We start from the raw sequence: 25691 nt of genomic DNA on the forward strand, positions 1-25691 counted from the left end.
GCTGTGGCTATGATGCTTATTAAACGGGAAGCGCTCTAAATCCTCCGCGTTAGGCACGCTCAGCATGGCGCGGTCGAGCGGCAGGGGGATGTCCAACGTAAAGACCGAACCAACATCGGGCGTCGACTTTGCGGTGATCGTGCCGCCCATTAACTCAGCCAGGGATTTAGAGATCGCAAGCCCCAACCCCGTCCCGCCAAAGCGACGGGTGATCGAACTATCGGCTTGCGAAAAGCGTTCAAACAATCTTTGACTTTGGGCCTCGTCAAACCCAATGCCGGTGTCTTCCACCTGAATCGTCACCCCAGGGCCTGTCGCGCGTGGCAAGGCCGAAACAGCAATCCGACCGGCATTTGTAAACTTGACCGCATTTGACACAAGATTGGTGACGATTTGGCGCAGGCGAACAGGGTCGGCCAGATAGAGTTGTTTCTCGGGCAGTTTGTTTACAAACGCGAGCTCGAGTTTCTTTTGCGTGCAGGCACCCGACATCAGGCTGACGACTTCTTGCAAGATCATCCCGACATCGGTGGGCACGGCTTCGAGTTGAAGCTCACCGGCTTCGACTTTGGTCAGGTCGAGGATGTCGGACAATTGGCGCTCTAAATCCTTGCCGGACGAACGGATCAATTCCACCATCCGCCTTTGGCGATCATCCAGAGGGGTATTGGCAAGTGCTGAGGTCACACCCACCACCCCATTTAAGGGCGTCCGCAACTCATGACTCATATTGGCAAGAAACTGCGTCTTGGCCGCATTGGCGGCATTGGCCTTGAGCGATAGATCGCGCAAATGTTCTTGCTGTGCCTTGAGATGGGTGATGTCGGAAAAAGTCGACACGACAAAGGATGGCGTTTCTTCAAACGGTTCAAACAGGGGACTGGCCGAGAGATGAAGCCATTTCGTGCTTCCATCGGCTGCAGGAATACCGACCACTTCATTGCTGACCGGAATGCCACTACGCAACACCTGCATGGCTGGCATCTCGTAGGGCATATAGGGTGTCCCATCTTCGCGTACGCGCTGCCAACGCTGGTCATTGACCATCAGGCCCAAAAGCTCGTCGCGCGATAAGCCTAAAATCCGGCACGCACTGGGGTTGGCCTCAACAACTTTGCCGATGCGGTTTTTGATCAAGACCCCTTCAGACATCGTCTCCAAGATCACACGCGCATGGTCTGCTTCACGGTTGAGGGCTTCATTGGCTTCGGCGAGAGCCAAAGCATCGCGGGTCGAACGGGTAATCTCGAGCTGGCTGACCACGATTTTGGCCAAGGCCTTCATGTGCTGAATTTGAGCCGGTGTGATGCTGCGCGGCTTCACATCAATGGCACATAGGGTACCAAGCCTTAAATCGGGAGCTACAATCAGGGGGAAGCCAAAATAGGCGCGGATCTGGGGGTCCCCAACAACCAAGGGATTGGTCGCAAATCGCGGGTCTTCGAGTGCATTGGCAACTATCAGCGGTTCATCGTCCAAAATCGCATGGGCGCAAAAGGCGCTCTCGCGATCGGTCTCGCAGGCATCTAAACCGACGCGTGCCTTAAACCATTGCCGCTCTGCATCGACCAAAGAGACCAGCGCGATGGGCACATCCATCATGCTCGAAGCCAAACCTACAATCACGTCAAGAGACGGATCGGGCAAAGTATCCAGAACCGCAAAATCCAGCAATTCCGCGAGGCGCTGGGCTTCGTTATGGGGTTTCGGCGCAGCCATGGTCAATCCTCAAACTAGACCTAGGCCATCGCATAAACCCTTTAAAGGAGTATTAGTGAAGCGAGGAAAAGGCGCGATCGCACCTCGATTTGAACAGAATTTGAGACAAAATGCCGGTAAAGCCCTCAGGTCAACTAAGCAGTAATCTCAGGCATAGGCGAAGTATGCACCTAAACTTCATCTAATTTTTACTCCGCAGTTCTAAGGTTTATTCGGGCTTTTTTTCCGCGGCAAAGCATTGGTCAGATTTGATGGATACGCACGCAGCTGGATTTGCCGAAGTCGGCCTTAATCGCGCGAAAGAGCTGAAAACGCGTCTTTCGGTTGCGATTTTCCTTGCGCTTGCCTGCTTTTTCATCGTCGGTGGTTATGAGCCTTTTGCCTGGTTGGGCGTTGTGGTGCTGGGCCAGATACTCGACTGGTTCATTTTCAAACCCTTGCGACTAAATCCGGAAGGAGCAGTTTCCCCGCGCCGAAAGTTTGCCTGTATTCTGATCGTGACGCTCAATGCCTTGGTTTACACCAGCGTCGCCGCAATTTTGTGGGCCGAAGGCGGGGAAGCTGGTCGCATCTTTGCAACCCTGATTATTTGCGGGGCTTTGCTGCACTCCACCTTACATGCCGCCCGATCGACGTCGCTTTTGGCTGCATCGACCGTACCCATGTGCCTTTATCTGATTGGTCTTCCCATTGCGTCTTGGCTTTATTTTCAAATGGAGCCAGCAACCTCCGCTGTGATCCTGATTGGATCGCTGGTCTATTTAGGCCATTTGGCGATCATCATTCGCCGCTCTTATGAGTTTACCGACCAACTTGTGCGCGCCAATGAAGAAGCCCAAGACCAGAAAAATCGCGCGGAAAGCGCCAGTCAGACCAAATCTGACTTCCTGGCCACCGTCACCCATGAAATCCGCACCCCAATGAATGCGGTGATGGCCTCTGCCATCCTCTTGCGCCGGACCAAATTGACAAAGGCGCAGAGCGAGCATGTCGACATGCTCAACGATGCTGTGGATACGCTTTTGGCGCTGTTGAACGACGTGCTGGACATGTCGAAGATCGAAGCTGGCAAGATGACTGTCGAGCGGGTCGATTTCCCGGTCATCGATGAATTACAGGCAGCCGTGCGGATTTGGGACCCCCGCGCCTCCGACAAAAATCTTCAGCTGCGCTTTGAAGCCACGCCTGACTTCCCCAGTGCCATCAAAGGCGACCCGCTACGCATTCGGCAGATTTTGTTCAACCTGATTTCTAACGCGGTGAAATTCACGGAAGCTGGATCGATCACAGTTTCTGCCCGGACCGCCATAGACGCCAAAGATCGACCCGCCATGGTGCTGGAAGTCGCAGACACAGGGTGTGGCATTTCGCCTGTAACCTTATCGCGCTTGTTTGCCGAGTTTGAGCAAGGCAATCAGATGATTGCCCGAAAAAAAGGTGGCACTGGTCTTGGTCTGGCCATCAGCCGTCGCTTGGCTGAATTGATGGATGGCACGCTAGACGTGCGCAGCGTTGAAGGCGAAGGCTCAATCTTTACGGTCACGCTGCCCTATGAATTGGCCGACAGCCAGGGTGCCATCGATGAGGACGAAGATGTCGATCTTGACGTTCGGGCTCTCCGGATTTTGGTTGCCGAAGATCACCCAACCAATCAGAAAATCGTCAGCCTATTTCTATCGACGATGGGCTGGTCCTTGGCTATGGCCAATGATGGGGTCGAAGCCCTCGAGATGGCGGCCTTGGAAGAGTTTGATGTCATCCTGATGGATATGCAAATGCCCAATATGGATGGGTTGGAGGCCACCCGCCGGTTGCGGGCCGCATCTGGCTATACCCAGCATGTCCCCATTATTGCGCTGACGGCAAATGCGATGGACCACCACCGCGCCGCTTTTATGGAAGCTGGGGCGGATGCCTTTGTGCCAAAGCCCTTGGATCCCAATGTCCTGATCCAGACCATTTTGACCTATGCCAAAGCCAGCATGGCCGATGTGACCGGCTCAACCACCCAGATACCAGAGCCAGCCCCCGCCTCAAGCTTATCAATCCCCGCTTGGCAACTTGATCAAAACCTTGGCTAAAGCGGGCGCAAAACTGGCCTAAACTCTGGGATCTTGGTGTTTGTCCTCGGCCGCAGATACGCGCTGACAAAACCCGATTTCTCATCCATTTCTCCAAATGTCCTCCACATTGCCTCCATCTGCGTCGCTATTTTCGCGGTCATACACCGCTGCGAATTGATCCAGATGGCGCTCCTGTAGGGTTCTTCGACTCTACCGCCATGCGGTGACACGGAGAAAGAAAATGAAAAAAGCGATTGCCCTAGGTACTCTTCTTGCCCTTGGCCTGTCGGCTGCCCCTGCCTATGCAGAAGGCACCTTCACGGGCTTCTATGCTGGCGCGGAAGTCGCCGCGGCCCGCAGCGACACCAAAACAACCGTTACACCCGTTACGGGGGCCGCGGCCACCCGCACCAATAAGAAGACCCAAGCAGATATTGGCCTGTTCGGTGGCTTCGGCTATCAATTCGACAATGGCTTCTATCTGGGTACTGAGGCAAGTGTTAATCGCCCGACCGGTCAGAATAAGGCGGTGACGCTAGCCGGAGTCTCTGTGCGGGAACGGCCCCAATATGAGCTTGCAATTAAAGGCGTTGCCGGGATTGGCATCACCGACAGCACGCTGCTCTATGCCAGCGCTGGCATCGCGCAAAACCGAGCCAAATATCAATTGCCCAACAATGTGACCCGCAAAGCGACGTCGAGCGGCCGCGTTCTGGGGATTGGTGTGGCGCAAGCCTTCGGTGACAATCTGATTGGTCGGGTTGAGTATGAAAACACCACCTATGACCGCAAGAGCTTTGCCACGGCAGGCGCACCAACGGTGACCTACAAGCCTGCATCGAACCGTATTTCGGTTGGACTGGCTTACAAATTCTAAGCCAAGGTCCGTGGTTGTCTTCCAACCCAACCGGGGTTTGGAAGACTCACCGCACGTGGAGATTGGAAAGCGCATTGACACCCCCAATGTTATATGCCTCCACCCAATCTCCACAAAACCGGGATAAAGAGAAACTTTAACCCTGTAAGCTTGTGTAGCGTTGCCATGGAAAATGCTCTCATCCTGATCGTTGAGGACGAACCCAATATTGCGGAAATCCTCGACGCCTATTTTCAACGCGAGGGATATCGGACCGGCCGCGCCAGCGATGGCGAGACGGCCATTACCCATCATCGCATGTTGTCACCGGATCTGGTCGTGCTGGATGTCAATCTACCCAAAAAAAATGGCCATGAGGTGTTGCAAATCATTCGTCAGTCTTCCGACACACCCGTGCTGATGGCGACCGCTTTGGGCGAAGATGTTGAGAAGCTTGGTGCCCTTCGTTTTGGGGCCGATGATTATGTGGTTAAACCGTTTAATCCCCTAGAAGTCGTCGCCCGCGCACAAGCCATTCTGCGTCGGGTCGCAGCCGGGCAGTCGCGTTCGAAAATCGTGCGTGCTGGCCCATTAGAAGTCAATCTTGAGACCCATAGCATCCGTGTACTTGGCGAAGAGGATCAATCGGTGCGGCCAGATTTGACATTGACAGAGTTTCGTCTCGTCGCCCACATGGCGCGTGTGCCCCATAAGGTTTTCTCCCGTTCCGAATTGCTAGATGCGTGCTTGCCCTCTGATGGCGACGCCCTAGAGCGCACCGTCGACAGCCATATTAGTAAAGCCCGCCGCAAGCTGGAACAGGCCGGTGCCGATCGGTGCCTCGAAGGCGTCCGAGGCATTGGATATCGGTTGCTCGCCTTATGAAACTGGGCCGGAATCTTTCATTACGCGTTCAACTCATGCTCGCCATGGCGGGCTGCGTTCTTTTGGCGGTCGTGTTTGGTTATGGGGGACTGACGCTCTTCTCCGAACACGTTTCAAGGCAGTTGACAGCCCGACTGCCACCATCGACTTTGGTAGCCATCAAAAAACTCGAGAACAAAGAGCTGCCGACCTACGAGGAGTTCAAAGAACTGGTCGCCTTAGACGGAAAGATCGGCACAACATTAGAAGAACAGGAAAACTTGGCGCTTGTGGTGTTAAGTCTTATGGCGATGTTGGCAGGCGGGGGGGCGGCTGTCTTGTTGGCCAATCGCATTGCCGCTCCCTTAGACGGGGTCGCATCCGCTCTGCGCCGCCTTGCATCTGGCGATCTATCAGTTCGCGCGGTGAGCCGCAGTCCTGGCTCAGCAGAAGCGTCCAAACTCATCACCGATTTCAATACCATGGCCGATGCGCTTGAGCGCTATGACCGCGAGCTTATCGAAGGTGCCGCAGCTATTGCCCACGAATTGCGCACGCCCTTGACCATTCTGCGCGGTCGTTTGCAAGGTATGAAGGACGGTGTGTTTCAGTCGACCGATAAAGAAATCTCGGGCCTAATCTTGCAGGTTGAAGGACTCAGCCGCATCGTCGATGATTTGCAAACCGTAAGCTTCGCAGAAGTCGGGATTCTCACCCTGCACAAGAGCCAGATAGATTTGGCAAAAGCCATAGGCGAATTGAGCCATTTTGTTGCGCCGGAGATCAAGGATGCTGGCCTACACCTCACCTTGTCGCTCACCCCTGCCCCAGTTTTTGCCGATCCTTTGCGGGTGCGGCAGGCGGCGCTTGCTTTGATCACCAATGCCTGTCGTCATGGCCGCAGCGGCGGGGTTGTGGATATTGATTGCGGCGTGGTGGGCGACTTTGGCGTGATCCGTGTGATGGACCGTGGACCTGGCCTCAGCTCCTTGGCTGTCCAGAATGTCTTTCGTCTCTTTTGGCGGGAGGACCCGTCCCGCGCCCGAGATTATGGCGGCACAGGCATTGGCTTGTCGGTGGTTGAAGCCATCGCCAGAGCCCACGGCGGCAGCATTACCGCCGGCCACCGGCCGGGCGGCGGGGCCCAGTTTGAACTGCGCATTCCACAAAAGGATACCCCTTCGGCGCCATCCATTCATCAGGGCTCCACACAACCTACATAAGCGTCGGCAAAAGTCCAAAGTCACAGAGACGCGTGTGTCTCATCTACTCTGGAGTTTCGCTGTGATTAGCTTTTTCAATCTTGCCGCTTCCGCCCTGACCCAAAAGACATCCCAAACGCCACTTTACAGCACGAGCCCGCGGGTTCGCGCGCGCGTGGCTCAGGCCTTGGTCGTGCCTCTAATTTTGATCGGCACAGCCAGCCAAGCTGCCGCCGGGGTATCTGACATTCGCGGGGATTGGGTTTTAGAAGACGGTAGCGCCGTGGCCCGCGTTGCCCCCTGCGCTTATGAGCCTAGCCGTTTGTGCGCCACTGTAATTCAAGAAGTTTTGGCACCCGGCGAAGAAAGTGCTTTGAACCAGATCGTGGTGCGCGATATCCGCCCAACTGGGCCAGGGCAATTTTCCGGGCTCTATCGCATTGGCCCGCAGAAGACCTTACCAGCCACGATCAAGGTGCGCAGCGCCACAATTCTTGAATTGAAAGTCTGCATGACAGTCTTTTGTGACACCATCAAATTGGTTCGAAAAGCCTGACCTACCTGACACCTTGGTGTCAGTTGAGGGGCGAAAATCGTCTGTGCGGGGCACAAGGACGCCTCTGGTATGGACATTCAAACCCTAGAACTTGCACCGTTCCAAACACCAGAAAATGTTACAGCCGAAGTCGCCCTGCGGGCCGTTGAGGGCATGCTATCTTGGCTAAAGATGATCCTTGGATTCCTCCCTCGCCAATTGGCGCAGTCACAAGATAGCCAGTGGGTCGCTTGTGGTCGCGGGGCCAGTCAAGCCAATGCCCTAGTCGCGGCGGAGGCTATCATAACGGTACCCGGCGCCGCAGACTTTATGTCTGTGATCGAACCTAGATCCGGTGTGAGGCAACATTATCCAGTGAAGCTGGCCGTTTAATCATGCGCCGCGCCGACTGCCTCTTTGCCCTGATCCAAGGCTTGAGAGGCAGTCGTCTGCGAACCGCAAGCGATGTGTCAGAAGTTTTAGACTGTCGAAGTGCACGATTTATCGCATCGTCGCGGACGTGATTGCTAAAGCCGCACGCGGCGTAGGCTAACCTCCACGCCATGACTATTTTCTTCCGCCTTTGAGACGGAGCCAAGCTGAAAGGGCTGCCCCTGCTTGGCCCATTTTTTTGGTTATCGCCCAATGTGAGGAGATGCTTGCCAATGCAGACCCCCGCGGGGCTTTTCTCGGATCTAAATTGTCATGGAAGAAATGGCGCGCCCGGAGCGATTCGAACGCCCGACCCTCAGATTCGTAGTCTGATGCTCTATCCAGCTGAGCTACGGGCGCGCTGAGGCGGCGTCATTAGACGTCGTAGCGGCGAAGATCAAGCGTCTTTGGCTGCATATACGCCACGCATAACAGCCCGAGCCAAACAATCCGCAGCCAAAGCACCAATTCGGGCGATCGTGAAGTGGGTAGGTTCGGTCAAATTTTGCTGCGCCGTTGATAGCGCGAATACCACGTCGCCATCAAATGGGGCAAAAACAGGTCGGATCGCACGGGCAAGGCCGGCGCTGGCCATTTGGGCAACCCGCTTAGCTTGCGCGGGCGTCAGGGCCACATCGGTGGCGACACAGGCAATCGTCGTATTGGTGCGGCCGACAGCGGCAGGGTTAGCCTTAGCCGCGCCCCAATCATCGCCCTCAACGCACAAAGCGGGATTTGGGCGGATGCCGCCAGCTTCGCCATTCTGTTCCAGCGCCCAAGCCCAAAAGGCGTCACTGCCGGGCATAACCACGCTGCCAAAGCAATTAACCGCGACAATCGCCCCGACATGAATGCCGTCAGCCGTGCGTTGACTGGCAGAACCTAAGCCACCGCGCAGCTGGCCTGCCCGCGCACCAATGCCCGCCCCATGGGCCCCCAATTCAAACCGATGCGCAACAGCCTCTAGGGCGCGAACCCCCAAAGCGCGGTACGGCGGGTCCTGACCCCAGCCTTTGTTGCCACCATTGGCCAGGTCATAGAGGATAGCCGCGGGCACAACTGGGGACCGGGGAACACCGGGTAAGTCCACCAGGCCAAAGCCGCGCCCTTGCGCCCCCAAAGCGCTTACAACGCCATCAGCAGCCGCGAGGCCATAGACAGAGCCACCCGACAAGACCAAAGCATCAATGGCATCGACCAGATTTTCCGGGGCAAGCGCGTCGCTCTCGCGCGTGCCCGGCCCCCCACCACGCACATCCACCCCACATACGGCGGCGACATCGGGATAAATCACGGTCACGCCCGTCAAGGCCGCTCTATCTTCAGCTTGGCCAATTTTCAGGCCGGGGACGTCGGTAATGAGGTTCTTAAGTGGCTGCATTCGGGTTTTATATCGCCTTAACGGTCGTGGGCCTATAGCTGGGTCTGGATTATGTCGGTGGCTTGGCGTCACAAGCGCCATAGACTTTGCTGGCAAGATCGTTTCATTCTAGCCGAAACACGATGGCGGACAGAGTTATAACTGAGCGCGCCAACAAGAGAGAATTTTGGGAAGCACCATGGGATCTCGCGCACCAAAGGCCCTGTTTCGCCGCCTGATCTGGGCCATCTGTGCCGGGGTTTGGCTGGTTACGACAGCCGGTGTTGGAAGCGTCAGCGCCGAAACAAAGGCAAAGGCAAGCCAGCGGGTGCGGGTGGCCGTTTCTTCGGTGGGTGCAGACGCGATCGAGCGCACCCGGCAACGTTTGGCCTTTGCCTATTCAGACCTCGGCCTCACCTTAGGCGCACCGGTCTATTTTCGCCTTATCCGCGACCAGGACCGCCTCGAAGTATGGGTGAAATCACCATCGGGGACCTATAGCCGCCTGCGCAATTTCAAAATCTGCAGCAAGGATGGCTCACTGGGGCCGCGCCAAAGCGCGTCGACTGGGCAACCTGAAGGCTTTTACACCCTAACCGCCACCCAGATGCGGCCCCAAGGTGTCGGCTATTTGGGCATTAATCTCAATTGGCCCAATGCTTATGATCGGGCACGCGGGTGGCGCGGCGCCCCCAGCTTGATCCAAGCGGGCTGTGCTTCGGGTCGCCATTATGGGTTGACGGACCAAGACATGGAAGAAGTCTACACCATTGCTTATTCAGCTTTGATCAGTGGACAGACCTCAATCCCCTTCCACATTTTTCCGTTTCAAATGACCCCATTTCGGATGCTGCAAGTGGGCCAAGGACCAAAGGCGAGCTTCTGGCGCGAGTTGGAACCTGCCTGGCGTGCCTTTGAGCGCACAAAAACGCCGCCCCAGATCAAAGTCCAAGGGCGGCGCTATCGTGTAACTGCAGGCAAGTAGCCGGGCCGATCACGGGGCCCGACGCCTGCTTATTCTGGATTATAATCGCCTAAATCTGGCTGATCATCGTCACCGCTGGGTGCCGCTTGACCTAAATCGCGGGCTGGAGCGGCAGCAGAACCATCCAATAAGGATAGATTGATCGCCTTAGGGCCTTTGCCAAAGCGGTCTGGCAAGGTTTGGAATGCCAAACGTTGATCGGGCTCCAACACTTCAAAGCCCGAACGCTGGACAGCCGAAATGTGCACAAACACATCTGCGCCGCCACCATCTGGGGTGATGAAGCCAAAGCCGCGTTCCGCGTTGAAGAATTTCACCGTGCCTTCATGGTTCTCCAACGGCTCGCGCGGGCCACGATCTTCGAAGTTGCGAGGGCCGCGGTCGCCACCACCACCTCCAAAGTCACGGCGAGGAGGACGGTCACCAAAGCCACCGCCGCCTTGTGGACGGTCGCCATATTGACGGGGTGGACGGTCACCAAAACCGCCGCCGCCACCACCGAAGTCACGGCGTGGGGGACGGTCACCAAAGCCGCCGCCACCTTGTGGACGGTCACCATATTGACGGGGCGGACGGTCACCAAAGCCACCGCCGCCTTGCGGACGGTCGCCATATTGACGGGGTGGACGGTCGCCAAAGCCACCACCACCCTGTGGGCGGTCGCCATATTGGCGCGGTGGACGGTCACCAAAGCCGCCGCCGCCCTGTGGACGGTCACCATATTGACGGGGCGGACGGTCACCAAAGCCGCCACCACCTTGTGGGCGATCGCCATATTGGCGCGGTGGGCGGTCACCAAAACCGCCGCCGCCGAAGCCACCGCCACCACCAAAGTCACGGCGTGGTGGACGGTCATTGAATGAAGGTGGTGGTGCGTCGAAGGAAGGTTCTTCCATGCCACGTGCGCGTTCACGTGGCTTCTTCTTCTTATCGCCTGGCTTTGTATCTTCGTCGTCGTCGTCGAAACGCATGTAATTCCCCGGGAACCGACGGAGCAGGGTTGCGCCGCCACAGGGCCATCTCGACTGAGACAGACCAGCACAGAGCCGAAGCTGTCTGGTCTTGCACGCAATGAATGGGGCGTGTGCGACCAGATACGGGGCCGGTGCGGTCATTTCAGTTTGTTAAAAACGAACCTGCTATCGCCTTATGCGCGAGTGTGAGCCGAGAAGCAACCTCACCAGCGGCCTGAAATGCGCGCAATTTCAGCCTTTGCTCCGCTTCCGCGTGCAAAAAGTGCGGCCAAATAGCCTCCAGCCTCGCGCAAAGCCTCTTCCAAACCAAATGGCGGATTGGCAATCGTGACCCCGGCGCTGACCAATCCTTGGCCCTCATGGGGTGCGCAAACCTGTAAATCAGCGATCAAAAGACGGGCTTCCGTCTCGGCCAAGGCACGGCGATATTCGCCAGTGACGTGACTATCCTTGTCCGCGTGCCACAAAATATAGGTTCCAGTTGCCCACCGGCTGAGGCCATCTTTCAAAGCTTCAACCAAACGCTCAAATTCACCTGGACGTTCAAACGGCGGATCGATTAGCACCAAGCCGCGTCGCTCGACCGGGGGCAAATGGGCGCGAACCGCCTCCCAAGCATCGCGCCGCTCAACCTTAATGCCGCGCGCGCGCTCAAAGCGCGCTGCAAGGGTTTCGAAATCGATCGGGTGCAACTCACAAAACAAAGCCTTGTCCTGATAGCGCAACAATTCGGCGACCAATGCGGGAGATCCTGGATAGGTGTTGGGGCCATCGCCCGCTGCTGCAACCAAGTCGAGATAACGTTGCACTGGCGCAGGTGGGTTTTCGGCGGCCCATAGGCGGCCTATTCCGTCCTGCCATTCCGGGCTGCGGGCTGCTTCTTCGCTGGATAGGTCATACGTGCCAATGCCCGCAAAGACATCGAGCACCCGGAAAGGTGCTTCTTTCAGCCGCAAATGATCGAGGCTGAGGACGAGGGCTATATGTTTCCAGACATCGGCAAAATTGCCGGCATGAAAGGCGTGACGATAATTCATGCAGCGGTGCCGCCTGGATCTGACCGATCGGACATTGCCTCTTCAAAGCGATCGGGCCGCTTGGTCCGAATGTGTAAGCCCCAAGCCAAAATGCCAAGACCAATGGGCAGACCCCATAAATAATCGAGATATTGGAACAATGTCCGTGCTTTGTCAGACCGCCCAGCCTCCCAGACCACCCAAGCCTTTGGCGCGACGGCTTCCTTTTTCAGATAGACACGGCTGCCCCGCACGGCGACTTGGACCTTATTCTCATCTTCAATCAGATAAACACCGACAAGGCGGCTCTGAAGGCTGGCACGATAAGGAACAATGGCGACACGCTGGGCCTCAATATGCCGCTTACCCATCCAGTGCGTGAGATCAACCGCTGTCGGCCAAGCCGACATCAAGCTGATGGCCAGCCCAATAATCACCACCAATGTGCCCAGCTCGCGCGGATTATCGGGAACAATGAATTTCCGCCTGAGGATTGGCGGCACAAAGCTCATATTTTTCGGCTGGTGATAATTGGGCATGTCTCGATCTATCCCAGACTGTGGTCCACGGCTACAGCGCGACGCCTGCGCCGCGCAGAGCAGTCGCGGCGATCCAGCCCCCACCTAAGACGCGGTCACCTTCATCATCGGGGTCATAAAACACGCAAGCCTGTCCAGGGGCGACGCCCTCTTCAGGATTGTCGAGCACGACGGACCAGCCTGCCCCGATATGTAACGTCCCCGGCACCGGCGGGCGGGTCGAGCGGACACGCGCCAAAACGCGCCGTCCGTTCAGCGCATCTTCGCCGTCAACCTCTTCGCCAATCCAATTCACATCTGTCAGAGTGATATGGGTGATGGCCAAGCACTCTTTGGGTCCAACAATCACCTGCTTGGCGGCAGCATCTAATTTGACCACAAACAATGGCTCGCCCGTGGCGATGCCAAGGCCGCGTCTTTGACCGACGGTAAAATGGATCACGCCCTCATGTGTGCCCAGCACGCGTCCATCGACATGCAAAATCTCACCCGGCTCAGCCGCGCCGGGACGCAGCTTCGCCACAACATCGGCATATTTGCCATTCGGCACAAAACAAATGTCTTGACTATCAGGCTTAATCGCGACGGGAAGGTCCAAAGCTGCCGCAATTTCGCGGACGGCAGGCTTGGGAAGGCTTGCCAGAGGAAAACGCAGGAAATTGAGTTGGGCACGCGTTGTTGCAAAGAGAAAATAGGATTGATCGCGTGCGGCGTCCGCAGCCCGGCGCATTTCTGCCCCTTCCGGCCCATCCACGCGGCCCACATAATGACCCGTGACCAAGCAATCTGCGCCCAGATCGCGGGCTGTCTCCAACAAGTCCTTGAACTTGACGCTTTGGTTGCAGCGAACACAGGGAATGGGTGTGAAGCCTGCAAGATAGGTATCGGCAAAATTATCGATCACCGCTTCCTTAAAGCGGCTTTCGTAGTCGAGCACATAATGGGCGATACCAATTTTATCGGCGACACGGCGGGCATCATGAATATCTTGCCCGGCACAGCACGCACCTTGCTTTTTTAAGGCAGCCCCATGGTCATAGAGCTGCAAAGTGATGCCAATGGTCTCATAGCCTGCCGCCTGCACCAAGGCCGCAACAACCGAGGAGTCGACGCCACCCGACATGGCAACAACCACCCGGGTCTGTGCGCGCGGCTTATCAAAGCCTAAATCAATGTCGGGAATGGTCAAAAGACCCGCGTCGGCGCGAGCCAACTGTGTATCTAGCAACATGCTTTCTCCTTCCCCACAGGTTCAAGGCCTGTAGCGATGGGCGCGCTTTAGCAGCTTATCGCAGATATTGCAGCAGGTTCAGGTCCTTCAACTGCCCAAAGATCGCAGCCGACGCCTGATATTGGGTTTGGGCAGCGGAAAGACGAGCTGCAACTTCGGCCAAATCGACGTTTTCTTGATCGCCAATCGTGGCCAATAATGTATCACGCTTGGCATTATTGGTTGAAACCGCCATCTCAATTTGCTTGGCGGTACCGCCCGCTTCCGCGGATTTGTCGATTAAATTTGTTTGTACGCTAGCCATCTGGGGAATGAGGCCTTGGACATAGGTTAGCTGTGCCGTGGTCAACCGCCCTGTAAGGGGCCCGTTGGCATTTTCCCAGACGCGGATGGACCGCAAAAGATCGACGAAGGGCCGGAATAAATCCTCGGCATTGCGGCTGAGTTCAATGGAGCGATTGTCCTCAATCATCACCGTGCGATTACGGCCCGTATCGACCCAATTGGCGTCGGTATTGGCTTGAGCGGCCAAGGTGTCGAGGCTTGCAGGGACAAATGGTTCGCCATAGCCCCATTCGCCGCCAAAGATCGCTTCGCCATTATATTGGGCATTAGCGGCTGTATCGATTACGCTGAGGGCTTGTTCGAGGGCGGCCTTTAAGCCAGCACCATTTTGGTTGGCAGCGGCATTGGCCAAGGCATCGCGGGCCTGCTGAACAGCCGCCTGTGCGCTCTCCAGGGCAGAAGCTTCCACTTGCGCGCGCGCTTCAAGTGCCTTGAGGGTCTCTGCCCGCCGATCGAGTCGTTCAGCATAGGTCTTGGCAGACAGAAGACGTCCCGCCTCAATGCCGAACCCCTGTAAGTCACTCGCGACCTTTTGGGTTGAGGCCTGCTCTTGCGCCTTAGCCATATTGGCTTGGCCCATGGCAATGCCAGCAGCACTTCCGAAGAACTGATTGAACGTTGCGACGCGGTTCATGAGTGAAGCTCCACCTGTGTCTCTTCAGTTGTTTCTGGCCTTAAACGGCCTGCAGCAAGGTTTGATACATTTCATCGACCGCCCGGATCATGCGGGCAGCGGCAGAATAGGCTTGTTGGAAACTGGTCAGTTTGACCAATTCTTCGTCAAGATTGACACCTTCAAGACTGGCGCGACGGGCATCAGCCTCGGCCTTAAAGCCATCGGCAGTTTGTTTGTCTGAGGCAGCTTCAGCAGCCAGTCGCCCGACATCTCCACCAAGGGCGGAGACGAAGTCCAACATTTTCATGGTTCGGGTGACCCCGCCGGGCCCATCGCTAAAGGCTAAGGGTGTGCGCGAAGCATCAAACAAGGCCTGCGCGCCGCGGCTATCGGCCAGACCAACAGCGACAGCCCCGACCGCAACACTCGACAAATCCGGCCGGGCAAGGCCCATTTTTGCAGGATCTGAGACAATGGCTGGATTGACCCCAATGCCCAGAGCGCGCGCTTCGCGGGTTTTTGAAGCAACCCCAAAGATTGCAGCAAAGCCGTGGCTGGTGCCGCCGCGTGGCCCAATGTCTTGGGTGATTTCAAGACGCAGATTGCCTTGGCCAGTGCCGGGTGTCCATTTCATCACACCCTGGGGATCAAGCGAGAAGCCGCCATAAAGCCCAACCCCCGTTGTGGGGTCGTTGAGCGCATTCATAATGTCGCCAATTGTGCCCGCTGGAATGGTAACATTTTTCGTCGTGGCGACCCCACCCATTGGCCCAACCACTTGCAAGGTCATCACACTGCCAGCTGTAAAGCCGTGGGTGTCTGTTGCACGCAGGCCCGTGGCATAATTCAAGGGAGTGCCCGACTGGACCAGATCATTCAGGCCAAAAAAATGGGCAAAGGCACGGTTGCCGCGCTGGCTTCCCCCCGTTGCTGGCTCGTCAAACACAAAGCCATTAGGCGTGGCGGTAGCCGGTACTGGTGCCGCGGATTGCAGTTGCAGCCGGCCATTGGAGAAGCTCGCCGTCCCATTGGCACCAAGTGCCGCGTTCAAGGCGGTGACAAACGATCCAATCGTCGAACCGGTTGTCCCCGATGCCGCCCCATCGACCGTGATCGCCCCGGTCGTGAAGTTGATGTCGATCTTGCTCACCAGCAAACCGGCGGCATTGACCACGCCAATGGTGGTCTGTCCTGTAAAGTTCAAACTATCGGAAGCCAGAAGGCCAGTATCACTGCCGCGCGCTAGCGCCAGCGGCGGCAAGGTAGCATTTTGGCTATGGGCGGCGTTTAAAGCATCGGCAATTCCACCCGCCAATTCGCCAAGGCCATAGGCGATCTTGGCCAAATCCTGGTCGCGGACATCAAGCAGGCCACGCAGCGAGCCACTTTGGATGTTGGGCTCAAATTCACGCTCGGTCGGGTCGGTCCCAAACGTGATGGTGATGCGATCAAACGAGGTCGCGCCAATACCAGAGGCTTTGAAGTTCAAAGTCGCGGGGTTAAAGCCAGCCAATAAGACGCCATTGGTCGTGCGCACTTCGGTAGAGCCATCTGGGCGCGTTGCTATTTTGATGTCGATATATTGCGACAATTCTTGGATCATATCGGCTTGGCGTTGCTGCGCGCCGGTGGAATCGCCCGCGGCATTGGCCCGCAAGATGTCGGAATTGGCCGCCGAAATGTCCTTCAAAAGCGTGTTGACCCGCTGAACCTGGTCGGCAATGCGCTGGTCGGCATCGGCACGCGCAGTCTCAATGGTTTGGCCAATGGTGTTGATCTGGGCCAAGAAGCCCTGCAATTCCGCAATGGCACCGCGACGGGCCGAGATGGAACCTGGATTTAAGACACCCGTCTCAAACGCACCCAAGGCACGGTTCAAGGCCGCAAATATGGAGGATTCACTGGTCGGATCGCCAAAAGCAGCTTGCACATTATCTAGATAGCCCGACCGACCTGCCGCACTCCCGGCTGAGCTGGAGGCAGCCAAGGATGCGGCTGCCAAGAAACGGTCCGCAGCCCGGGTCACCAGCCCAATATCGACGCCCTGCCCCTGACCACCGATTTCGCGGGCATTCTGGTTGTGCTCGAGGCGAACATAGCCTGGCGTATTCACATTGGAGACGTTTTGCGTCACCGTGCGAATGGCGTTTTGGCTCGCGAACAGGCCGCTCGTGGCGATGTTCATGATCGAATTCAGCGACATTCAATTCAGCCTTTGTTTCTGCCTCATTCCTCCCAGCACCCGGTCATTTTTGCCGACCTGCTGAGCAGTTCTTGCCCGATTACTCGCCCCGTCCGGGAGGATCATCACGTCAGAGAGAATATAAAATCATTGTAATTCAACGATTTGAATATTTTCTGTCGCTGGACCCGCTCGCACGAAAGCCAGTGCTTCTCAGACGACTTGCAACCAACGCGCCACAGCGGACCATTCGGTTTTCATCCTGCGCTCGCGATCGCCAAATCAGGCTTTCTCGGCTGGATTTCGATGGTTTGAGCCCTTAGGGGCAGGATTGGCCATCCACTGGGCAATCTATGCCGCTACCCGGCTGATTTGGCCGCAATTCATCAGTATTAACCGCAAGTAAATTTGTTTAAAAACAATATATTATATCGAAATGAAAGTGGCACAGCCCTTGCTACCTCGTTTGCTTGCAGCCGCAAACCATGTGCGGCGCACTGGGAACTTTGGGCCTAAGGGGTTGGATGAATGGACGTAACAAGTCGCATGATAGATAGCATCGCGGAGGCACCGCAATCGCGGCGCGCGAAGGCGTCTGCGGCTCCTGCGTCCGATGCCGGGCAAGCGACTGGCTTGAGCTTTGCAGAGACCTTGATTGGGCTTGTCCAACCACCCAGCGTTCAAGAACCCGCAAAAGCCAGTTCTGAACCCGGTCCGGCGCTCGACAAGACAGCCCTGCCGGCTGAAGCCCCTCAGACCAGCATGCCCGAGTCTGACGACGCAAATGCGGCTCTTGTCTTTGTGGCGACAGGGACTGCCGCCATTTCCATGCCGATCACGTCAGCAGTTGTCACAAATTCGCAAAGTGATGGCTCGCAACCTGCGGCCCCGGTCCTTGAACTTGCGGGCGAGGCAGCTGCGGCCCCCAATCTTGACCCCAGTCTGCCAAAGGTTTCGATGGCGCATGATAGCCAAGATGTGGTGGAGGGCAGTGCCACCGCCAAGGCAGCCCCGTCTCCTGTGTTCATGGCGGACGCCGAAGAGATCGCCCTCAAACCAGTTTCAGAGCCAGCGGCAACACCACAAACCGTGGCACTCAAAGCACAAGCGACTGCTTCGCAGGGACTTTTGGCTGGTCTTGCTGCCCTTGGCCAGACCATGCAAGCAGGTGGCGACGAGGCAACTGTGGCACATGTGCTGACAAATTCCCCGGCACCCATGGCGACACCGACTGCCCCAACACTTCCATTCCAATCCGATACGGCGGCAACTGTGGCACATGTGCTGACAAATTCCCCGGCACCCATGGCGGCACCGACTGCCCCAACACTTCCATTCCAATCCGATACGGCGGCAACTGTGGCACATGTGCTGACAAATTCCCCGGCACCCATGGCGGCACCGACTGCCCCAACACTTCCATTCCAATCCGATACGGCGGCAACTGTGGCACATGTGCTGACAAATTCCCCGGCACCCATGGCGGCACCGACTGCCCCAACACTTCCATTCCAATCCGATACGGCGGCAACTGTGGCACATGTGCTGACAAATTCCCCGGCACCCATGGCGGCACCGACTGCCCCAACACTTCCATTCCAATCCGATACGGCGGCAACTGTGGCACATGTGCTGACAAATTCCCCGGCACCCATGGCGGCACCGACTGCCCCAACACTTCCATTCCAATCCGATACGGCGGCAGCCCAAACGCCTGCCCCAGCCCCAGCCCCAGCCCCAGCCCCAGCCCCAGCCCCAGACTTGGCGCTCGCAAGCAATTCTCAAGGTCCCAGCGCTGCGCGTGCGCAGGAAGCACAAGCGGGAGACGGACGCAGCTTTAAAGCCACTGAAGCCGGCTTTTCATGGAGCCAGGGAAGTGGGCTCCTCGCCACCGGGGATACAGGCCTGCAAAGTGCCGCTACCCCTTCGCCAGCGAGCCCAGTTGGCCAACAAAGTGCCGCGGCACCACCCACAGGCCTCGTCCCCAACCTCGCCAAAGCGGCAACGAAAGCCGAAGAAACCAAGGTTGCAGCCACCGATACCTCTGGCCTCTTGAGCGGGTCGAGCGCGCCAGGCGATGCGGCAAGTAGCCAAACCGCTGGCCCCGATGGGACGCCAGCCCAAGACACCACGCCGAAGCCTAGTTTGGTTCAGCCCCACACACTTCCGATGCTGGCAGCTGCCATGATGCGCCGCATTTCAAACGGGATGAAGGAATTCACCTTGCGCCTCGACCCCCCAGAACTGGGCCGGGTCGATGTGCGCTTGACGGTGGGCACCGATAAAAAGGTACGCGCAGTGATTAGTACCGACCGACCCGAAGCCCTAAAAGACTTGGCATTGTCTGCGCGCGATCTCACCCGTGCTCTGCAAGAAGCCGGTCTTGATCTGGAAGAAAATGGGCTGTCGTTTTCGATGAATGACCAAGGCAGCTCACAACAAAATCGCGACACCAATCAGCAACAAAGCGCGCGACTGATCGGTGGTACGGAAAGCTACGAAACAGCCGAAACGGCGAAAGCAGAAGCACAAGCGCCGCTCTCGAACCCACTCTCAGGCCCTGTCGAACGCTGGCAACGTGCCCGCATTGCCTTGACCGCCTAAGTTAAAAGGAACGCATAATGGCAACAGTAACCAACACAAGCGCGGCGGCGGCGACGACCACGGCAGCAAAGACCGCCACCACGCCTAAAGCGTCCTTGGCGAATAATTTCGAGACGTTTTTGACACTCTTGACCGCCCAGCTCAAGAACCAAGATCCTCTGTCCCCCTTGGACACGAAGGACTTTACCAATCAATTGGTGCAGTTTTCTGGCGTGGAACAACAGCTGAAAACCAATGACCTTCTGTCATCTTTGACCGAAACGACCAAGTTAAGTGCGGGTGCAACGGCGGTGGCCTATTTGGGCAAAGAGGCGACAGCAACTTCGGCGTTAGCGGGTCTGTCCAGCGGCGGCCAAGCAACTTGGCGCTATGAATTGCCGCGCGCATCGACCAGTACCACTTTGAAAATTGTCGACGCCCAAGGCCGCACGATTGCCACCAAAACGGGCGAAACCTCGGTTGGTGAAAAGACTTTCACCTGGGACGGTAGGGACCAATCGGGTAAAGCAGCCCCTGCCGGGACCTATCGCCTTGAAATCAACGCACGAGGCGCGGACGAGCGGCCAATCACCGGCACGGTCCGCCAAAAAGGCGTTATCACCGGGGTTGATCTCTCCGGGAACACTCCAACTGTGACAATCGGCGGCGCAGCCCTGCCTTTGTCTTCAATCACTAAAATAGGACTGCAAGCCAATTGATATTTTGACTTAAATCCCTGCGATTAAGAAAAAAATCAACCAAAAATCAACACTCCGTCCCTAAAATTCGGACATAAGTGGTTGGGCAGAATGCTCCTAACAATAAAAACACGATCAGGAGCATTCCATGTCGATCAATAACGCAATGCTGGCGGGCGTTTCGTCCCTCATCGCTAATTCCAGTGCTATGGCCGTTGTCTCTGACAACATTGCCAATGTGAACACCACCGCTTTCAAACGGAACCGCACCGATTTTACCCGTCTGGTCAACCCGCAGAGCAAAAGTTCGACCTATAATGCCGGCGGTGTTACGGCGCAGACCCGTCAATTGGTGCGCTCGCAAGGTAATTTGAACTCCACTTCGACCGTGACCGACCTTGCGATTTCGGGTCAAGGCTTCTTTGCCGTATCGCCCCTGCAGACCCCAGGTGCTGCTGTGACGAATGTTGCATTTACCCGTGTTGGCTCGTTTGCAGCCAATGATGAAGGTAATTTGGTCAATCAAGCGGGCTATTTCCTGCAAGGCTGGCGCGTAGATCCGACGGGCAATACAACGACCAGCCCCAGTGACTTGAGCTTGCTGGAAACCGTCAATATCAGCTCGATTTCAGGCACTGCGACACCATCAACCACCGCCAAGATCAATGGCAATCTAAAGTCGACCACCCCGGTCAGCACGGCTGTGTCAGGCGGTACTTATAATGCCGCGACCAACAACATGGCTTCCGGCGCGGTTACACCAGACGCCAATTGGTCGTTCCAAATCTATGACAGCCTTGGCGGTTTGCGCACATTCAACGTCGCCATGCTGAAAAGCGCCACGGCAAACCAGTGGATCACCGAAATCTACGCCTCACCGGCAAGCAGCGTGACCACGGGCGCGCCACTGGTCAATGGCCAGATTGCCACCGGCACTTTGGTCTTTACGCCAAGCGGCAGGTTAGACACTGCCGCGACCACGCCTGCGCTTTTGGCTGGCTTTAACTTGGGTGCCGCTGCTGGCGGCGCACCTCCAGCTGGTACCGCAAAATGGGCTGCTTCAACTGGGCTGGCGGCCCAGACCTTTACCCTCGACCTCGGGCAAATCAGCGGTGAAGGTGGGGTAAGCCAGTTCGACAGCCCGACCGCCATCACCTCGACAACGACCGACGGTTCGTTATTCGGTGATGTCAGTGGCGTGGAAATTACGAAGGATGGCTTCATCTCCGCCATCTTCAACAATGGGGTTACCAAGAAGATTTTCAAGCTGCCAGTGGCGACATTTGTTAATCCCGACGGCCTCTTGGCAGATCGCGGCGGCGTCTATCGACCCACCTCAGATTCGGGTCAATTTAGCTTGAAAGATCCAGGACTCGGCGGTGCAGGTGTTATCGCCTCATCCAGCCTTGAATCTTCGAGCGTTGATTTGGCTCAAGAATTTTCTTCCATGATCATCATTCAGCGGGCTTATAGCGCCTCGTCCAAGATTATCACGACTGCCGACGACATGCTCGACGAAGTCATCCGGATGAAGCGCTAAGGCCGATAAGCTGAACGCACAACTACGGCATTCTGAAGAATTCTGATGTCTGAAATCACTCAAAATTAAGCCTGTCGCTTAGCGCGGCCTTAAATCGAAAGGCGTATCTTCTTCTCAAGAACAAGATATGGAGGTGAGCACATGGTGCACGCCATGCAACGGGAATTATCGGTGACGGGTCCAGAGGGTACACCTCTTACTTTGTCGAGTTTACCACCCCCCAACACAGAACGTTGGGTCGCACGCCGCAAGGCTGAAGTGGTCGCTGCTGTAAAGGGCGGTCTCCTCAGCTTTGAGGATGCCTGCGCACGTTATCGCATTACGGCTGAGGAATTCCTCGGCTGGCAACGTCAGGTCGACCGCCATGGTCTGCCAGGATTGCGCGTTACACGCATTCAGAACTACCGTTAAGTTTGCAGGCTTAACCGCCGAAATTAACGTGTCTTTTACCTAACACCCGGAAAAAGCTGCCTAGCAGGCAAAAATGACCGAGTAGCCCTCCAGGCTATTCGGTCACTTTGCCACCGTGCTGCCACTGATTCGACTCGTCAAAAGCGGTCGAGAAAGTCCAGCACGAAACAAGGTGACGGAGCGTCCAAACACCCGACAGACCCATTCAGTCTGCAGGTTTTGGCACTTCAAGCGGAGCGGGTCGTTGGAACGATTTTTATCGATTTTAAAGTCAGCAGGGCCAGCTAAGCTGCTTGCCGCCTTTGCCGTTACGGCTTTGGTGGCTGCAGCTCTATTTGCGATCATGTTCCGCGTCGGTGCTGAAGAACGTTCGCTGCTTTATTCCGATTTGTCGGCCAAAGATGCTGCAGCGGTGAGCGAGAGCCTGACCGCAGCTAATGTTGACTTCCAACTTTCTGCAGATGGGTCGAGTATTTTTGTCCCCCGCTCGAAAGTTGCTGAAGCCCGCATGCGCCTGGCTGCCGATGGCCTGCCCGGTCAAGGCTCCATCGGGTATGAGATTTTTGACAAGCAAGACGCTTTGGGTGCGACAAGCTTTGTACAGAATGTCAATAAATTACGTGCCTTAGAGGGCGAACTCGCGCGCTCTATTGATAGCCTCGATACGGTCAATGCTGCCCGTGTCCATTTGGTCATTCCTGAAAAGGCGCTGTTTCAAACCAATTCCGAACCACCCACGGCCTCTATCGTCGTAGGACTAGAGCGCGGCTCGCTGTCGGAAAAACAAATCAATGCCATTCGCAGTCTGGTTGCTGCCGCCGTTCAGGGCCTATCGCCCGACAAGGTCACGATTTTGGACGAACGCGGTGAATTATTGGCCGGTGCCAGCATTGGGGCGGATGCTTCTTCGGCCGCTATGGATGATCGTACCAGTCAATATGAAGAACGTCTGCGCCGCCGCTTACAGGAAATCGTCGAAGGCATCGTGGGTCCCGGTGGGGCACGCGTCCAAGTCTCAGCCGATCTAGACTTCAGCCAAGTAACGAAGACCGAAGAGAATTTCAATCCAGATCAAGTCGCACCCCGCTCAACCCGCACCATTGAAGAAGTTGCGGCTGACAGAGCCAATGACCAAGGTGTCACCCAAGCCCAGAACGTGCCCGATGGCCAAACACCAGGTGCTGCGGGTGGCCAAGAATCCAACTCCAACCGCACCGATGAAACGGTCAATTACGAGATTTCCAAGAGCACACGGACCGAAGTCATCACCCCAGGCAAGGTGACCCGCCTGTCGGTAGCTGTCGCAGTTGATGGTGTATCGACCCCGCCGGCAAAGGCGGGCGAGGCTCCAAAATGGGCGGCCCGGCCTGAAGCCGAAATGAAGCAAATCGCTGCGCTGGTCAGTTCTGCAGCGGGCATCAATGAAGAGCGCGGCGACAAGATTGAAGTGGTCAATGTCCGCTTTGCCAAAGCGGCCGCCGACGTTGGCTCCAAAGCCCCAAGTGCTTTCGCATTCGACAAGAATGACATCATGCGGGGCGCAGAAATCTTGGCCATGACCCTGGTTGCAGCCGCGCTTCTCTTCTTTGTGGCGCGCCCCCTCGTTAAAGGCGTGTTTGATGCGCCCGGCGCTGGTGCCGCAGTCACGCCCATGGGTCTGCCTGGACAAACCATGAGCATGGCAGGGGCAGGAAACGTTGCCGCCTTGCCCGGAGGGGAGGCCGGCACCGGCGATGAACGGGTCGACATTGCGAGGATACAAGGCTCGGTCAATGCCAATGCGATGAAGCAAGTCTCTCAAATGGTTACAGAAAACCCAGAACAGACCGTCTCGGTCATCCGGGCTTGGTTGCAGGAGCGCAGATAGATGGCCGCTGTTGCATCCATGAGTGAGCTCAAAGGCGCTGAAAAGGCAGCCGTCTTTCTGTTGGCTTTGGGGGAAGACCACAAGACTTTGTGGGAATTCTTTGACGAAGAAGAGATCAAGGAAATCTCCCAAGCCATGTCCAATCTGGGCAATGTGCAATCAGAGGCGGTTGAAGAATTGGTGGTCGACTTTGTGGGCCGCATCTCCAATACCGGTGCGGTTATGGGGTCTTATGAACAGACCCAACGACTCTTGGCTTCGATCCTGCCGCCTGAAAAGGTGGAAGCCATCATGGAAGAAATCCGGGGTCCAGCCGGTCGAACCATGTGGGACAAATTGGGCAATGTCGCTGAAACGACTTTGGCCAATTATCTGAAAAACGAATATCCCCAAACCGTGGCGGTGGTTCTATCCAAGGTGAAGGCTGACCATGCGGCGCGCGTTCTATCGGCTTTGCCAGACGATTTCGCGCTCGAGTGCGTGAACCGGATGTTGCATATGGAACCGATCCAGCGCGACATTCTGGAAAAAATCGAAATTACCTTGCGCAATGAATTCATGAGCAATTTGGCGCGCACCTCCAAGCGCGACAGCCATGAACTTATGGCTGAAATCTTCAATAACTTCGACCGCGCCACCGAAAACCGCTTCATCGGCGCGTTGGAAGAACGCAACCGCGAAGCAGCCGAGCGCATTCGCTCCTTGATGTTCGTATTTGAGGACTTGAAGAAACTTGATCCGGGTGGGGTTCAAACTCTGCTGCGGGCCGTCGAGAAGTCGCAATTGGCGCTGGCGCTTAAAGGGGCTTCGGACGAGCTACGCAATTTGTTCTTCACCAATATGTCTGAACGCGCCGCGAAAATTATGCGCGACGATATGGCCTCCATGGGCCCCGTGCGTCTCAAAGATGTGGATGGTGCACAATCCGGCATGGTCCAGATCGCCAAAGATTTAGCCCAGCGCGGCGAAATCATGCTCGCCGAAGGCGGACGTGATGACGAGCTGATTTACTGAGGCGCATGATGGTTCAATCCTCCAAATATAGCTTCGAGCCGATGTTCACCAAAGCCGGTGCGACGCCGCCAAGCGCTTCCAATCGTCGCAAGATTTTGACTGAAGAAGACGTGGCGGCGGCCCATGCCGCCGGTTTTGCCGAAGGCCAACAAGCCGAACTTGTCAAGGCAGAGCGTGCCACGGGCGAGGCGCTACGCGCGATTGCTCGTATGATGCAAATGATGCTGGGCCGGCTAAACGAGGAGGCCCACAGCCTGCGCCAAGATGCTGTTGACGTCGCCCTTGCCGCTGCCCGCTCGGTCGCTCATGCGTCCCTCGATGCATTTGGGGCAGACCGGGTCGAAGCGATTGTAACCTCTGCGGTGACCCATTTGCGGGACACACCGCGACTGGTCGTTCGCGTCAGCCCCGACTTGGCCGAGACGATTGAAGAACGTCTGATTGGCTGCGCCCGCGAAGCCGGCTTCACCGGTGAAATCGCCGTTCGGCCCGACCCACAAGCGCAAACCGGCGATTGCGTCTTGGATTGGGGAGATGGGCGCATTGTGCACGATCGTGCAAGCGCCCTCGCCGAGATTGAAACTTCCGCCCAAAACTGGCTCGCCTCAGCAGCTGCTGAAGGCTTAAGCCTCGACATGACCCAGACCTGAGGAGGCCTG

The 25691-nt window shown here is 56.6% G+C and carries 21 protein-coding genes and 1 tRNA gene; 13 read left to right on the forward strand and 9 right to left on the reverse strand.

Annotated elements, in window-relative coordinates:
- Positions 1 to 1719 (reverse strand): sensor histidine kinase (locus B7364_RS01320; protein WP_085338141.1); only part of this gene is annotated, 1719 nt, incomplete at its 3' end.
- Between the two features lie 251 nt (positions 1720 to 1970).
- Here B7364_RS01320 and B7364_RS01325 point away from each other — a divergent pair.
- The 5 genes from B7364_RS01325 (at position 1971) to B7364_RS01345 (ending at position 7260) form a co-directional block, all read left to right on the forward strand.
- Complete coding sequence (locus tag B7364_RS01325; RefSeq protein WP_085338142.1) at positions 1971 to 3800, forward strand: ATP-binding protein; 1830 nt, start codon at positions 1971 to 1973, stop codon at positions 3798 to 3800.
- Between the two features lie 223 nt (positions 3801 to 4023).
- Entirely contained in the window at positions 4024 to 4659 is a 636-nt protein-coding gene (locus tag B7364_RS01330) for an outer membrane protein (RefSeq protein ID WP_085338143.1), read from the forward strand.
- 165 nt (positions 4660 to 4824) lie between these two features.
- A complete protein-coding gene (locus B7364_RS01335; RefSeq protein WP_085338144.1) occupies positions 4825 to 5523 on the forward strand; it encodes a response regulator in 699 nt (232 codons plus the stop codon).
- Positions 5520 to 6725, forward strand: a complete 1206-nt coding sequence (locus B7364_RS01340; RefSeq protein ID WP_085338145.1) for an ATP-binding protein — start codon at positions 5520 to 5522, stop codon at positions 6723 to 6725. Before B7364_RS01335 ends, B7364_RS01340 begins: the two co-directional genes overlap by 4 nt.
- 61 nt (positions 6726 to 6786) lie before the next feature.
- Complete coding sequence (locus tag B7364_RS01345) at positions 6787 to 7260, forward strand: DUF2147 domain-containing protein (protein WP_085338146.1); 474 nt, start codon at positions 6787 to 6789, stop codon at positions 7258 to 7260.
- A 694-nt stretch (positions 7261 to 7954) separates the two neighbouring features.
- Here the strand turns inward: B7364_RS01345 and B7364_RS01355 are convergent.
- Together B7364_RS01355 and B7364_RS01360 are read right to left on the reverse strand one after the other, a co-directional pair.
- A tRNA-Arg gene (locus tag B7364_RS01355) sits at positions 7955 to 8031 on the reverse strand.
- Positions 8032 to 8068: 37 nt separating this feature from the next.
- A complete protein-coding gene (locus B7364_RS01360; protein ID WP_198533991.1) occupies positions 8069 to 9052 on the reverse strand; it encodes a P1 family peptidase in 984 nt (327 codons plus the stop codon).
- Between the two features lie 178 nt (positions 9053 to 9230).
- Between B7364_RS01360 and B7364_RS01365 the strand changes: the two genes are divergently transcribed.
- Positions 9231 to 10016 carry a hypothetical protein gene (locus B7364_RS01365; protein ID WP_085338149.1) on the forward strand — a complete coding sequence of 262 codons (786 nt, stop codon included), beginning with the start codon at positions 9231 to 9233 and terminating at the stop codon, positions 10014 to 10016.
- 29 nt (positions 10017 to 10045) lie between these two features.
- Here B7364_RS01365 and B7364_RS18330 read toward each other — a convergent pair whose 3' ends face one another.
- From B7364_RS18330 to flgK, 6 genes are all read right to left on the reverse strand, one after another.
- On the reverse strand, positions 10046 to 10987 hold the full coding sequence (locus tag B7364_RS18330; protein ID WP_269798750.1) for a cold shock domain-containing protein: 942 nt from the start codon (positions 10985 to 10987) through the stop codon (positions 10046 to 10048).
- Between the two features lie 206 nt (positions 10988 to 11193).
- Positions 11194 to 12027, reverse strand: coding sequence for a 23S rRNA (adenine(2030)-N(6))-methyltransferase RlmJ (locus tag B7364_RS01375; protein WP_085338151.1), 834 nt, complete (start codon positions 12025 to 12027; stop codon positions 11194 to 11196).
- Positions 12024 to 12545 carry a hypothetical protein gene (locus B7364_RS01380; protein WP_085338152.1) on the reverse strand — a complete coding sequence of 174 codons (522 nt, stop codon included), beginning with the start codon at positions 12543 to 12545 and terminating at the stop codon, positions 12024 to 12026. Before B7364_RS01380 ends, B7364_RS01375 begins: the two co-directional genes overlap by 4 nt.
- A 31-nt stretch (positions 12546 to 12576) precedes the next feature.
- On the reverse strand, positions 12577 to 13776 hold the full coding sequence (gene mnmA, locus B7364_RS01385) for a tRNA 2-thiouridine(34) synthase MnmA (RefSeq protein WP_085338153.1): 1200 nt from the start codon (positions 13774 to 13776) through the stop codon (positions 12577 to 12579).
- A 55-nt stretch (positions 13777 to 13831) separates the two neighbouring features.
- Positions 13832 to 14755 (reverse strand): flagellin, encoded by a 924-nt coding sequence (locus B7364_RS01390; RefSeq protein WP_085338154.1) that lies wholly within the window; start codon positions 14753 to 14755, stop codon positions 13832 to 13834.
- A 40-nt stretch (positions 14756 to 14795) separates the two neighbouring features.
- Positions 14796 to 16940, reverse strand: coding sequence for a flagellar hook-associated protein FlgK (gene flgK / locus B7364_RS01395; protein WP_085338155.1), 2145 nt, complete (start codon positions 16938 to 16940; stop codon positions 14796 to 14798).
- A gap of 507 nt (positions 16941 to 17447) precedes the next feature.
- On the opposite strand from flgK, the gene B7364_RS01400 reads away from it, so the two are divergent.
- The 7 genes from B7364_RS01400 to B7364_RS01430 all read left to right on the forward strand — a co-directional run bounded on the left by B7364_RS01400 (position 17448) and on the right by B7364_RS01430 (position 25682).
- Positions 17448 to 19523: a flagellar hook-length control protein FliK gene (locus tag B7364_RS01400; RefSeq protein WP_085338156.1), complete on the forward strand. Its 2076-nt coding sequence runs from the start codon at positions 17448 to 17450 to the stop codon at positions 19521 to 19523.
- Positions 19524 to 19540: 17 nt separating this feature from the next.
- Positions 19541 to 20221: a flagellar hook assembly protein FlgD gene (locus tag B7364_RS01405; protein ID WP_085338157.1), complete on the forward strand. Its 681-nt coding sequence runs from the start codon at positions 19541 to 19543 to the stop codon at positions 20219 to 20221.
- Positions 20222 to 20348: 127 nt separating this feature from the next.
- Entirely contained in the window at positions 20349 to 21740 is a 1392-nt protein-coding gene (locus B7364_RS01410) for a flagellar hook protein FlgE (protein WP_085338158.1), read from the forward strand.
- A gap of 141 nt (positions 21741 to 21881) precedes the next feature.
- Entirely contained in the window at positions 21882 to 22151 is a 270-nt protein-coding gene (gene sciP / locus B7364_RS01415) for a CtrA inhibitor SciP (RefSeq protein WP_085338159.1), read from the forward strand.
- A gap of 244 nt (positions 22152 to 22395) precedes the next feature.
- Positions 22396 to 24018: a flagellar basal-body MS-ring/collar protein FliF gene (gene fliF / locus B7364_RS01420; RefSeq protein WP_157893412.1), complete on the forward strand. Its 1623-nt coding sequence runs from the start codon at positions 22396 to 22398 to the stop codon at positions 24016 to 24018.
- Positions 24019 to 25032, forward strand: a complete 1014-nt coding sequence (gene fliG / locus B7364_RS01425; RefSeq protein ID WP_085338161.1) for a flagellar motor switch protein FliG — start codon at positions 24019 to 24021, stop codon at positions 25030 to 25032.
- A gap of 5 nt (positions 25033 to 25037) precedes the next feature.
- Entirely contained in the window at positions 25038 to 25682 is a 645-nt protein-coding gene (locus B7364_RS01430) for a FliH/SctL family protein (protein ID WP_085338162.1), read from the forward strand.
- Positions 25683 to 25691: the final 9 nt, after the last annotated feature.

The sequence above is a fragment of the Aquidulcibacter paucihalophilus genome (genome assembly GCF_002105465.1).
Taxonomy (GTDB): Bacteria; Pseudomonadota; Alphaproteobacteria; order Caulobacterales; family Aquidulcibacteraceae; genus Aquidulcibacter; species Aquidulcibacter paucihalophilus.